General features: G+C 64.8%; 14 protein-coding genes. 8 read left to right on the top strand and 6 right to left on the bottom strand.

All coding sequences use genetic code 11. The features are described 5' to 3' along the window. Positions 1-106 precede the first annotated feature (106 nt). The 3 genes from OHB26_RS23850 (at position 107) to speD (ending at position 5,128) form a co-directional block, all read left to right on the top strand. Positions 107-2,617: a DEAD/DEAH box helicase gene (locus tag OHB26_RS23850; protein ID WP_330179490.1), complete on the top strand. Its 2,511-nt coding sequence runs from the start codon at positions 107-109 to the stop codon at positions 2,615-2,617. Between the two features lie 223 nt (positions 2,618-2,840). Then, entirely contained in the window at positions 2,841-3,902 is a 1,062-nt protein-coding gene (locus OHB26_RS23845) for a type III PLP-dependent enzyme (RefSeq protein WP_442943036.1), read from the top strand. Between the two features lie 8 nt (positions 3,903-3,910). Continuing rightward, positions 3,911-5,128: an adenosylmethionine decarboxylase gene (gene speD, locus OHB26_RS23840; protein WP_330179489.1), complete on the top strand. Its 1,218-nt coding sequence runs from the start codon at positions 3,911-3,913 to the stop codon at positions 5,126-5,128. A gap of 68 nt (positions 5,129-5,196) precedes the next feature. Here the strand turns inward: speD and OHB26_RS23835 are convergent, their stop codons facing one another. The 3 genes from OHB26_RS23835 to OHB26_RS23825 are packed head-to-tail and all read right to left on the bottom strand — an operon-like array spanning position 5,197 to position 7,671. Further along, on the bottom strand, positions 5,197-5,391 hold the full coding sequence (locus OHB26_RS23835; RefSeq protein ID WP_330179488.1) for a hypothetical protein: 195 nt from the start codon (positions 5,389-5,391) through the stop codon (positions 5,197-5,199). Between the two features lie 35 nt (positions 5,392-5,426). After that, a complete protein-coding gene (locus OHB26_RS23830) occupies positions 5,427-6,737 on the bottom strand; it encodes a cyclopropane-fatty-acyl-phospholipid synthase family protein (protein ID WP_330179487.1) in 1,311 nt (436 codons plus the stop codon). Positions 6,738-6,744: 7 nt separating this feature from the next. After that, positions 6,745-7,671: a sterol desaturase family protein gene (locus tag OHB26_RS23825; protein ID WP_330179486.1), complete on the bottom strand. Its 927-nt coding sequence runs from the start codon at positions 7,669-7,671 to the stop codon at positions 6,745-6,747. 196 nt (positions 7,672-7,867) lie between these two features. Between OHB26_RS23825 and OHB26_RS23820 the strand changes: the two genes are divergently transcribed. Beyond that, positions 7,868-8,242, top strand: coding sequence for a hypothetical protein (locus OHB26_RS23820; RefSeq protein ID WP_330179485.1), 375 nt, complete (start codon positions 7,868-7,870; stop codon positions 8,240-8,242). A 39-nt stretch (positions 8,243-8,281) separates the two neighbouring features. Here the strand turns inward: OHB26_RS23820 and OHB26_RS23815 are convergent, their stop codons facing one another. The 3 genes from OHB26_RS23815 to OHB26_RS23805 all read right to left on the bottom strand — a co-directional run bounded on the left by OHB26_RS23815 (position 8,282) and on the right by OHB26_RS23805 (position 9,170). Further along, complete coding sequence (locus OHB26_RS23815) at positions 8,282-8,455, bottom strand: putative quinol monooxygenase (RefSeq protein WP_330179484.1); 174 nt, start codon at positions 8,453-8,455, stop codon at positions 8,282-8,284. Continuing rightward, positions 8,452-8,847: a hypothetical protein gene (locus OHB26_RS23810; protein ID WP_330179483.1), complete on the bottom strand. Its 396-nt coding sequence runs from the start codon at positions 8,845-8,847 to the stop codon at positions 8,452-8,454. The genes OHB26_RS23815 and OHB26_RS23810 overlap by 4 nt, the downstream gene beginning before the upstream one ends. 98 nt (positions 8,848-8,945) lie before the next feature. Next, on the bottom strand, positions 8,946-9,170 hold the full coding sequence (locus tag OHB26_RS23805) for a hypothetical protein (protein ID WP_330179482.1): 225 nt from the start codon (positions 9,168-9,170) through the stop codon (positions 8,946-8,948). Positions 9,171-9,616: 446 nt separating this feature from the next. Between OHB26_RS23805 and OHB26_RS23800 the strand changes: the two genes are divergently transcribed. The 4 genes from OHB26_RS23800 (at position 9,617) to OHB26_RS23785 (ending at position 11,985) form a co-directional block, all read left to right on the top strand. Beyond that, a complete protein-coding gene (locus tag OHB26_RS23800; protein ID WP_330179481.1) occupies positions 9,617-10,501 on the top strand; it encodes a helix-turn-helix domain-containing protein in 885 nt (294 codons plus the stop codon). After that, positions 10,498-10,704, top strand: coding sequence for a DUF397 domain-containing protein (locus OHB26_RS23795; RefSeq protein WP_330179480.1), 207 nt, complete (start codon positions 10,498-10,500; stop codon positions 10,702-10,704). Before OHB26_RS23800 ends, OHB26_RS23795 begins: the two co-directional genes overlap by 4 nt. Then, positions 10,694-10,903, top strand: coding sequence for a DUF397 domain-containing protein (locus tag OHB26_RS23790; protein ID WP_330179479.1), 210 nt, complete (start codon positions 10,694-10,696; stop codon positions 10,901-10,903). Before OHB26_RS23795 ends, OHB26_RS23790 begins: the two co-directional genes overlap by 11 nt. 92 nt (positions 10,904-10,995) lie before the next feature. Beyond that, positions 10,996-11,985 (top strand): aldo/keto reductase, encoded by a 990-nt coding sequence (locus tag OHB26_RS23785; protein ID WP_330179478.1) that lies wholly within the window; start codon positions 10,996-10,998, stop codon positions 11,983-11,985. Positions 11,986-12,119 lie beyond the last annotated feature (134 nt).

Here is a 12,119-nt window from a genome sequence, read left to right as displayed (position 1 = left end):
AAGTGGCGCGCACGCCGGGACGGCGAAGTGGTTGCGCAGGTTGATGTCGGACGCGACGGTGGCCGCCGTGTCCGGAGCCGGGCGTATCGCCCAGTAACGTAGTGGCGTGCAGCTATCCGAACTCGTGCCCGACCAAGCCGTACCCGATGTGGACCCGGACTGGCTGTACGAGACCTTCACCGATTGGACGTCCTCCGAAGGCCTGACGCTGTACTCGGCTCAGGAGGAGGCGCTACTCGAGCTGTTCACCGGGGCGAATGTCATTCTCGCCACGCCCACCGGGTCGGGTAAGTCGCTGGTCGCCATCGGCGCGCATTACGCGGCGTTGAATCGCGGGCAGCGCAGTTACTACACCGCGCCGATCAAGGCGCTGGTGAGTGAGAAGTTCTTCGCGCTGTGCGAGGTGTTCGGGGCCGATCGGGTCGGCATGGTGACCGGTGACGCGGCGGTGAATCCGGATGCGCCGATCATCTGCGCCACGGCGGAGATTCTGGCGAATCTGGCGCTGCGCGAGGGTACGGCGGCCGAGGTCGGCCAGGTCATCATGGACGAGTTCCACTACTACGCCGATCCCGATCGCGGATGGGCGTGGCAGGTGCCGCTGATCGAATTGCCCGGGGTGCAGTTCCTGCTGATGTCGGCCACGCTCGGTGAGGTCGACTTCTTCGCCGAGGATCTGAAGCGGCGCAGCGGTAATGACACCGCGATCGTCTCCGGCGCGGAACGTCCGGTGCCGCTGAGCTTCTCGTATGTGCGCACGCCGATCACCGAGACCCTCGAAGACCTCGTGACCACCAGTCTCGCGCCGGTGTACGTCGTGCACTTCACTCAGGCCGCCGCCATCGAACGCGCTCAGGCGCTGATGAGCGTGAACTTCGCGTCCAAGGCGGAGAAGGACGCGATCGCCGAGGCGCTGGGTGAATTCCGGTTCGCGACCGGGTTCGGCAAGACGCTCTCGCGCTTCATCCGGCACGGTATCGGTGTCCATCACGCGGGCATGCTGCCCAAGTATCGGCGACTGGTGGAGAAGCTTGCCCAGGACGGACTGCTCAAAGTCGTCTGCGGCACAGACACTCTGGGCGTCGGTATCAATGTGCCGATTCGCACGGTGCTGCTGACCGGGCTCACCAAATACGACGGTGTGCGCACGCGCAGGCTCAATGCCCGTGAGTTCCATCAGATTTCGGGTCGCGCCGGGCGCGCCGGATTCGACACCATGGGTACGGTCGTGGTGCAGGCGCCCGAGCACGAGGTGGAGAACGCCCGGCTCATCGCCCGGGCCGGTGATGATCCGAAGAAGCTCAAGAAGGTCCAGAAGCGTAAGCCCCCGGAGGGTTTCGTCTCCTGGTCCGAGGAGACCTTCGATCGCCTGGTCGCGGCCTCGCCGGAACCGATGGTGTCGCGCTTCAATGTCACCAACTCCATGCTGCTCAATGTCATTGCGCGCAAGGGCAATTGCTTCTACGCCATGCGACATCTACTGGAGGACAATCACGAACCGCGCCCGGCGCAGCGCAGACATATCCTCAAGGCCATCAAGCTCTATCGCGCGCTGCGGGACGCGGGTGTGGTGCAGCAGCTCGACGAGCCGGACCAGTACGGCCGCCATGCCCGGCTCATGGTGGATCTGCAGCGGGATTTCGCGCTCGATCAGCCGCTGTCGCCGTTCGCGCTGGCCGCCTTCGAACTGCTGGACAAGGAGTCGCCGACCTACACCCTCGATGTCATCTCGCTCATCGAATCGACGCTGGAGAATCCACGGCAGCTGCTGATGGCCCAGCAGCACAAGGCGCGCGGGGTGGCGGTCGCGGAGATGAAGGCCGATGGGATCGAGTACGAGGAGCGCATGGAGCTGCTCGAGGAGATCACCTGGCCCAAACCTCTCGCCGAGGAGCTGATCCTTCCGGCATTCGAGACATATAAGGCCGGGCATCCGTGGGTGTCCGAGTTCGAGCCCGCGCCCAAATCGGTGGTGCGCGAAATGGTCGAGCGCTCCATGACATTCGCCGAATTGGTCTCGCAGTACGAGCTGGCGCGCTCGGAGGGCGTGGTGCTGCGGTACCTCGCCGATGCCTATCGCGCGCTGCGCCGCACCGTGCCCGAACAGGCGCGCACCGAGGAGCTGGACGACATCACCGAGTGGCTGGGCGAGCTGATCCGCCAGGTCGACTCGAGCCTGCTGGACGAGTGGGAGCAGCTCACCAATCCGGGGGCGGAGACCGATACCGAACAGGTGGCCTTCGGTGCGGAATCCGTACGCCCCATCTCCGCCAACGAACGGTCGTTCCGGGTATTGGTCCGCAATGCCCTGTTTCGCCGGGTCGAGCTGGCGGCACTGCAGCGCTGGCACGCGCTCGACGACTACGAGGACGAGCTCGATTGGGAGGGCGAACTCGAGCCCTACTTCGCCGAGTACGACGAAATCCGCACCGGACCCAATGCTCGCGGCCCGAAGCTGTTCCAGGTGGAGAAGCGAGGCGAGTTCTGGCATGTGCGCCAGGTGCTGGACGATCCGGCCGGGGATCACGGCTGGAGGATCAATGCGGTCGTCGACCTGGCCGAATCCGATGCCGCGGGTGAGGTCGTCTTCGATGAGGTGACCATCGCCGCGGGGTGAAGTAGTCACACTCTCGTAAGGTCGCGGGGCCGCCTTCGGGCGGCCCCGCGGCGTTAAGGTGACGTAGTCGTTGATCGCCAGTTCGTTTTCCGACGCCAACCGCTGCTATTCTCGCTGGCTGTTGCCCGAGGCCGTTTTCACGGCCCGAACAGTGGGGAGTTCCCTTAGATTGACCGTTTCAAACTCTCGCGAGTCGCCCTGTCTCGTCGTCGACCTGAACCTGGTGCGTGCCAACTACCGCGCCCTGCACTCCGCGCTACCCACCGCGCGAATTCGCTTCGCCGTCAAGGCGAGTCCCCTACCGGAGATCATCCGGCTACTCGATACCGAAGGCGCCGAGTTCGACGTCGCCAGTGTCGGTGAGATCGAGCTCTGCCTGGCGCAGGGGGTTGATCCGGCCGTCATGTGCTACGGCAACCCGATCAAGAAGGCGAGCCATATCGCCGCCGCGTTCGCCGCGGGTGTGCGCCGCTTCGCCTTCGATACCGAGGATGATCTCGAGCGGATCGCCGCGCATGCGCCCGGCTCCGAGGTCGAGTGCCGATTCCTCGCCTCGGCCCCGCAGTCGCAGACCCCGTTCGGCACCAAGTTCGGTTGCGCCCCGGGCGAAGCGGCGCAGTTGCTGGTGCGCGCGCACGATCTGGGGTTGAAGGTCGGCGGACCGTATTTCCATGTGGGTTCGCAGCAGCTGGATCCGATCGCATGGCAGATCGGTATCGAACAGGCCGGTGCCATCGCGGAAACGTTGGCGGTCAAGGACATTCCCGTATCGGTGGTGAATATCGGTGGGGGACTGCCGATTTCGTACGCCGACGCGGCTCCCGGCGTGGACGAGCTGGGCGCGGTGATCACCGCGGCCGCCGCCCGCCATCTCCCGGAACACGCCACCCTGATCGTGGAACCCGGTCGCGCCCTTGTGGGTAACACCGGAGTGATCCACGCCGAGGTGGTGAATGTTCGCCAGGCGCCGGACGGGCGGCGCTGGATATACCTCGATATCGGCCGCTACAACGGCATGGCCGAGACCGAGAACGAGTACATCGCATACCGTTTCCAGACCGATCGCGATGGCGATCCGGTGGCCGAGGCGGTCGTCGCTGGTCCGACCTGCGATGGCGACGATGTACTCTATCAGCGCACGCGGATCCTTCTTCCGACCACGTTGCGAGCCGGTGATTCAGTTCGAATCCTCGAGACCGGCGCCTATACGGCGAGCTATTCGTCGGTGTCCTTCAACGGTTTTCCGCCTTTGACTGTTCATGTCACTGGCGCTGAGCGAGAGTGAGTTTAGCCATGACGGCAGAATTCACCGGCTGGCATGTGCTGGCCGAGTTCGGTGGTGTCGACGCGGCCCTCTGCGACGACCTCGAACGACTCGAAGCCGCACTTCGAAAATCGTTGGTCGCCGCGGGGGTGACCATCTGTGATGTCGTGCGCAAGCAGTTCGAGCCGCAGGGTGTCACCATCCTGGCTCTACTGGCCGAGTCACACGCCTCCATCCACACCTACCCGGAATCCGGAGACATCTTCGTCGACGTATTCACCTGCGGCAGTATCGGCGCCGGCGCCACCAAGGCCGTCGAGCTGCTGCAGCAGGAGCTCGCGCCGGGGACCGTCAATATGGAGGTCATCCAGCGCGGGCATGCCTCGCGACGGATCCACGAGCCGGTCGGCGACGGTCTGACCCGGGTGTGGAACATGTCCGAGGTCGTGGTGGACACCAACACCCCGTTCCAGCACATGGTGATCGCCAAGACCGAGCAGGGGCTGTCGCTGTTCTCCGACGACGATCGCCAGTCCACCGAGTTCTCCCAGCTCACCTACCACGAGGCCATGCTGGTCCCGGGGTACGCGCTGGCCGAGAAGCTGGACAAGGTGCTGATCATCGGTTCCGGTGAGGGCGTCGCCTCGCAGATGTCGGCGGCGGCGGGCGCTTCGCTCGTCGATCACGTGGATATCGATCAGCTGGAGGTGGAGCTGTGCGCCAAGCACCTCCCCTACGGTTACTCCGAGGCGGATCTGGCCGAGGCGGTCGCGCAGACCGGCCCGATCAAGATGCACTACGCCGACGGCTGGGATTTCCTGGCCAAGGCGGAGGCCGCGGGCGTGCGCTACGACATGATCTGTATCGACCTGCCGGATGAGCGGGTCGAGGACGCGCAGCACAATCGCCTGTACGAGGATGACTTCCTCAACCGCTGTAAGGCGATTCTGTCCGAGGGTGGTGTGCTGGCGGCCCAGGCCGGTTGTCAGACCATGTGGCGCAATGAAACCCTCAAGCGTTCGTGGACCCGCTTCCACAACCTGTTCGAAACCGTGGTCCCGTATGTCAGCGACGAGCACGAGTGGACCTTCATCTTCGGTACCCCGAAGGCCATCGAGGATCCGGTCGCCAAGATGACCGCCACCCTGTCGACTCTGCCCTACAAGGCGGAGACCATCGACGAGCGCGCGATCGTGCGCGGCGCCATCGAACCGCACGCCCTGCGTGTGGGCGCGACGGTCGGCTAGCTCGACTCAACCGCGAACGCACTGTGCCCGTACGGATTCCGTACGGGCACAGTGCTGTCGGTAGCCGGTCAGCTGATCTGGACGTTCGCGCCCAGGGTGAAGGTGTGCCCCTTCGAGGTGCGGGAGAGGCCGCCGCCGCGCGGCTGGCCACCCAGGCAGCTCACCCCCGCGTAGTCGAAATGCGTTCCCGCGTAGACATTTCCGTCGAGGCGGGGGACGTCGCTGAGCCAGCGGCTGCCGGGACGCCCGTGCCGGCCGGTCAATCCGAAGGTCGGATGGGCGGGCAGACCGGATCCGGTCAGCTCCAGGCGCGACGGGTCGCGGGCATACCGGTACGGCCGCTCGGATCCGGTACGACGGCGAGCACTTGATGCAGGCCGAGGCCGCCGTCTTCGAAGCCGAGGGCGGAGGCTGCCATATAGAGCCGCCAAACGCGGGCCCGGCCTTCGCTGGACAGCGAAACTGCTTGCGGCCAAGCACTTTCCAGGTTGGCTACCCAATTGCGCAGGGTCAGGGCGTAGTGCTCGCGCAGGGATTCCACGTCGCGGACCTCGAAGCCCGCGCGTTCCATGGCGAGGATGGTTTCGCCCACATCCATGAGTTCACCGTCGGGGAAGACGTAACGGCCGACGAAGGAGCGGCTGCCGATCACCGATCCGCCCGATGAGGAGATGGCGTGGTTGAGCAGGCGGCCTTCTGGGCGCAGCAGGGAGCGCAGGGTGGTGAAGTATTCGGCGGCGCGTTCGGTTCCCACGTGTTCGAACATTCCGATCGAGGAGATGGCGTCGAATTGTTCCCCGCGCAGGTCGCGGTAGTCCTGGAGGCGGATCTCGATGCGGTCGGACAGGCCCGCGCCGGCTATGCGCGCACGGGCCAGTTCGGCTTGCGCGCCGCTGATGGTGACGCCGACGACCTGGGCGTCGTAGGTCGCGGCGGCATGCATTGCCATTGCGCCCCAACCACATCCGACATCGAGCAGGCGCATACCGGGGCGGTTGTCCAAGCCCAGTTTGCGGCAGATCAGATCGTGTTTGGCGCGCTGGGCGTCCTCGAGTGAGACGCTCGGGTCCGCGGCGCTGTGGCCGTCGTCGTCCGGTCCGACGAAGCGGGCGCAGGAGTAGGTCATGCTGGGGCCGAGTACGAGCCGATAGAAGTCGTTGCCGACGTCGTAGTGATGGCTGATGGCGGCGGCGTCCCGGCGTTTGGTGTGCAGTCCGCCGCGCACGGGCCGGGCTTCCTCGGGCGGGATTTCCGGTCGGCGACCGAGCGCCCCCAGTCGCCGGGCCGCGCCGAGTGCCTGCCAAGCCGCATCGAGGCCGAGGCGGGCATCGCGGGGTGCGGTGGACTGTAGTGCGCGCAGCAGTACGAAGATGTCACCCTCGAGGTCCACCTCGCCGGAGACCAGTGCCCGTCCCAGCCCGAGTTCGCCTGGGGCCCAGACCAAATGCCGCAGCGCGTCCTTGGATCGCACCCGCATGACCCCGGCGCACTCCCCCGCCGGCGCGATCACGCTGCCGTCCCAGAATTCGAATCGCACCGGCGACTCGCGCCCCACCGCGGCGTGTAGTAGGGGTAGGAACGCTTCCGCGACGGTTGCCTTATCGCCCATCGGACCACTATGTCATTCGCGGCTCCGCGTCTCCGGTTGGACGCGCGATCTCGGTGAGGTTGATCGGGGTGGGCCGGGGCTGCCAGCCGGGCGGGCCGAAGAGATATCCCGCGCGGTCCCGCCAGTTGGTGGCGGAGCGCACATCGCTTATGAGAGAACGAATTTCGTGGGTGTACACCTTGAGCGGATTATGCGTGCCGATTTGCCGAGTGAGGCCGAACTCGACCCGTTCGAGTTCGGGTGCGTAGGTGCCGAACATGCGGTCCCAGATCATGAATACCCCGCCGAAGTTCTTGTCCAGGTAGGGATTGTTCGCACCGTGATGCACGCGATGGTGGGACGGGGTGTTGAACAGGTATTCGATGGGAGCCCACAGTCGGTGCACCCGTTCGGTATGCAGTGGAATCTGGTAGACGAGGGTGATCGCCTTGGCGATCAGAATCGAGTACACCGGCACTCCGAGCAGCGCCATCGGGACGTACCAGAGTTGGCCGAGCAGATCCATCGCACCGATGAGTCCGAGCCGGTTCGCGGTCGAGAGATTGAAATGCTCACTCGAGTGGTGCACGCTGTGCGTTGCCCAGAACAGCCGAACCCGGTGTGCGGTGCGATGTTCCCAGTAGTACGCCAGATCGGCCAGCAGAATCGCCAGCAGCCAACCCCATCCCCCGGGCTGCCAGTGCAGCGGGGTGACGGCGGCGGCGAGTATCACCATCGCCGCGCCGCCGAGCACCTCGGTCACCCGCAGGATGAACCCGTTGGCGATATTGAGGGTCATATTCGTGGCGGTGTCCTTCAACCCGTAGCCACGCCGCTCCGGATGCCGAGTTCGCCTGCGGCTCAACAGGAATACCCCGATATCGACGGCGAGCAGCACATACAACGCCCGATCCGAAGCATTCAACACCGGGATGACGATGTCCTCGAAGCTCATCCCCGAAACGCTAGGTGCGGCGGCCCGGCCGCACATCACCCCCGAGAGGCACTTCGCCCTAGTCCCACTGGGTGATTCACCCTAGACGGTCTCAGTGAGCGTCCGAGAACTCTCATCAGCCATGACCATGTCACGGCGATCGGCCCGCTCGACAAACCGATAGCCGAGATCCAGGGATCCGCATTAGCATCGCGCGGTGACGAAAGAACGCCGCCGCCGAGTGCTCATGGCGGGTGAGGTGCAGTATCTGTGGACGACCTACCACCAACATGTGGACGGCTGCGAGGAAGTCCTGCGATTGCGGCAAATCGGGTCGGTGGCAGGACTGACACTGGTCTTCCGTCCCGACGGTGACCGCCATGTCCCAGACGGCGGGTTTTCCGCTGCCGGTGATATCTGGATCGGTGACCGGTTGCTGAATTTGAACATGCCCGGCGTGGTCCGGGCGTTTGTCGACGCGGCTGTCGAGGCGGGCTGGATGGCCGAGACGCGCACGGTCGGCCGCCGCAACGGCTGGGAGCTGTTCGATGACGCCTACGCCGGCAATGCCAACCGCTTATCGACGCTTTGAGCACCGGGGCCACACCTGCCCAAGCGCTCGGACGCTCACTCAGGGATTGCCCACCGCCTCCGGTTCGCACTCCACCACCTGCGCCGGTCCGGCTCGAAACGCCGGACTCGCCGCATCGGCCGCCACCATATGCGCCGAAATATCATGCGCCGCAAGCGCATCCCGAGATTCCCACTCCTCCAGCAACACGAACCGATCCGGATCCCCACTCACCCGATGCAGGTCATACCGCAAACACCCCTGCTCGGCCCGCACCACACCTGCACGTCGTATCGCGGCTTACCGTCGGCCGTCTCGATGCGAGCGAGCGCACTCGCGTACGGATCGCTGTTGATCACACTGATGGCGGTATTGCGCGCCGTGCACTCCGGTGTGTCTTTTCCGGACCCGAAACCCACCGTCCCGAGAGCCGCCGCATCGGCGGCCGGCGGCAGCACGTAGGTAATCCCCGGCGTATCAGCCGCATTCACCAAATACTCCGTCATCGGCTTCGGCGGCGTGGTGGTCGTCGGCGCGACGGTCGACACGGGCGCGGCCGACTCCCCCGAACCCTCACACCCACCGGTCGCGATAACCGAAGCCCCGACCACCCCGGCGAAAACCATTCGACGAACCGACAAAACAACCCCTCCAACCAGACATTCAACCCGAATCGGGTTCGATCCGGCGGCCTATATCCGCCCACCGACCAATCTCCACCACCTCACCCGAACCGCCGCCGCTTGACCCCGAGCGCAATCCGGCCACGCGCGGTAATCCGCCAGCGGCCGCGAATATGACCGGGCAGGATCAGGCCCCGAGCTTGCAACCGCGCGAGAGCATTGCGGGTGTGCCAACTCGTCAGCGCCGAATCCCGTTGGATCTGAATGGCGGTCAGTGTGCGGTCCGGATGAAGTGCTGCCAGGACCGCGACCTCGGCGGGGGTCATGCTCCTACCTTTCAGTAGTTGGTGAGATGCACTGTCGGCCAATACATGTGACGACTTCGCGCCCGATGGCGACCGGCCGATGCGCCAGCACGCCGGGGCATGGACAGAAATCCGCCGCCCTTCAGGGATAACCGCAGAACGCGGTCCGCTGGGTGCGCGTCACGGTAGAAGCCCCAGCACGACCATGCGATGACGCCGAGACACAGCGTGAGGATCGCGAGTAGAGCCCATGCATCCCAAGACATCTCGACCACCTTCGGTGCTCGTCCGGATTGACGGTGTGCCGGATACGCGCTTCGGGCACACCACCAGCACACACCGGTCAAGACCACAAAGGAACGACGAAAAGAGATCCCCACGAAAATGTATGAAAACCCATGCACAGCTCCCGTTTTGACCGCACACTGTTTCCCAGATCGGGAAACACGACGAGTTCAGGACGGAACATGTCGGACGTTGTCGATAGCACCCTTCCTCGCCGTCAGCTTGGCCGATACCTGCGCGAAGGTAGAGAGGCGATGGGGCTGACGATCGTAGAGGCCGCCGCACTGCTTCAGTGGGGCAAGAGCACACTGCACAGACTCGAGCGAGGGCAATCAGATCGGGTAAGGATCGTCGACATACGCGAGCTATGCACCATCTACGGCTTCGACGAGCCGATGACGACCGCAATGCTTGGACTCGCCCAGCAGGCCGCCGTCAAGTCGTGGTGGCACGAGTTCGGCGATCTGATTCCGGAGAACTTCAGCGTCTACATGGGGTTGGAAGCCTCTGCACGGCGGCTGACCACATTCCAACCGGACCTGGTACCGGGACTGTTACAGACCTTTGACTACGCATGGGTGTTGTTCCAGAACGTTTACCCGGAAGCTAATGACGCCGAGATCTCCGCTCGCGTGAAGGTTCGGATGACACGGCAGGCGCTGATCACTCGATCGGCCCAGCCGACCTCACTTCAGGTGCTACTCGGCGAGACCGTGGTACGGCGAATGATCGGCAGCCGAACGGTGATGGCAGCTCAGCTCCGCAGCCTGGCCGATTCCACCGCACGCCCGAACATCACCATTCGTGTGGTGCCCTTCTCCGCGGGAATGCCGACAGGTGAGCAGACCGGACCGTTCGTCATCCTGGGGTTCGATTCAGATGGCAAAGGAAAATCAGTGGACCCGACGGTCGTGTACGCGGAGGGGTTCACCGGAGACATGTACTCGGAGAAAACGCATATCGTGGAGCGATACGCTGCCGCGTTCGACCGAATGCGGAACGCAGCGTTCGACGAGGCCGAGTCGAGGAGTCTGCTGCGGCAGGCTGCGAAGGAGTATGCGACGTGAATACCGATCTGTCACAGGCTCATTGGTTCAAGAGCAGCCGCTCCGGCGGTAGCAAGGAATGCGTCGAGGTGGCGTTCCTGGCCGATGCTGTCGCCGTCCGCGACAGCAAGCACCTCGCAGGTCCTGCGCTGATATTTGCTGCGGCGGAATGGGATTCGTTCGCAGCCGCCGCTGAAGCGGGTGTCTTCGACCATGATCGCTGAGCCGCGCTCCGCGCGCTGGTTCAAGTCCAGCTACAGCTCCGGCGGACAGGAGTGTGTCGAGGTGGCATTCCTCGATAGCGCTGTCGGAGTACGGGATAGCAAGCGGCCGGGCGGGCCGGTGCTGGTGTTCGAGGAGCGGGAGTGGGGTGCTTTCGCGGCGGCGGTTGCCGAGGGCAGGTTCGACGCACCGGGGGTGTGATCGCGCTTGACTTGGAGTGCTCTCCAGGTCGTAGGTTCGGTTTGTGAGCGGGTTTCGGCCCGGAGACCGACTTCGACATGGAGGAGTTCAGGATGATCGCGACCAGGAAGCTCGGTGGACTGACCGTGGGGGCCGAGGGGCTCGGGTGCATGGGGATGAGCCATGCGTACGGGGTTCACGACAGTGACAGTGACGCCGAGTCGATCGCGACGATTCATCGGGCGCTCGAGCTCGGGGTGACCATGCTCGATACGGCCAATGTGTATGGGCCCGAGACCAATGAGCGGTTGGTCGGGCGGGCTATCGCCGATCGGCGGGATCAGGTGGTGCTGGCCACCAAGTTCGGAATCGTGTGGGGTGAGGGCGGGAGTATGGGCGCGCGGGGGGATGCCGCCTATGTGAAGCAGAGTTGCGATGAGTCGCTGGCTCGGCTGGGGGTGGATTACATCGATCTGTACTACCAGCATCGGGTGGATCCGAATGTGCCGGTCGAGGAGACCTGGGGTGCGCTGGCCGAGCTGGTGCAGGCCGGAAAGGTGCGATACCTCGGGATTTCCGAGGCTTCGGCGGAGACCATTCGGCGGGCGCACGCGGTGCATCCGATCACCGCCCTGCAGAGTGAGTGGTCGCTGTGGACCCGCGGTATCGAGGCCGAAATCCTGCCCACCGCACGCGAACTCGGCATCGGTATCGTGCCGTTCTCTCCGCTGGGACGCGGGCTGCTCACCGGCGCGATCACGTCCACGAAGGATATGCCCGCCGATGACATGCGCCGCCGATTCCCCCGCTTCGCGGACGGCAATCTCGACAGCAATCTCGCGATCGTGGCCGCGATCGGCGAGCTGGCACAGGAGAAGGGCGTCACCGCAGGACAATTGGCGCTCGCCTGGGTGCTGAACCAGGGTGACGATGTGGTGCCGATCCCGGGCACCAAGCGGCGCACCTATCTGGAGCAGAACGTCGCCGCGGTCGATATCACGCTCAGCGCCGAGGATTTGGCGCGCGTCGAGGCCGCGACCCCGTCCGATGCCATTGCCGGCGAGCGTTACCCGGAGGAACTGGCGCGCGCCGCCGGGAAGTAGCTCCGGGAATCAGCCAACACCTCGTCCATGAGCACCGGGCGTGCGCTGGACGGCAGCTGTGCCGTCACCGCCTCGGTAGTCCTCCGCGACCGGTCCACCTCACCGGCTAGCCCGGCCACCAGTGTCGGTGGGGT

Origin of the sequence: Nocardia sp. NBC_01503 (assembly GCF_036327755.1) — a bacterium.
Taxonomy (GTDB): domain Bacteria; phylum Actinomycetota; class Actinomycetes; order Mycobacteriales; family Mycobacteriaceae; genus Nocardia.
This window is presented reverse-complemented; position numbering and strand designations above follow the sequence as displayed.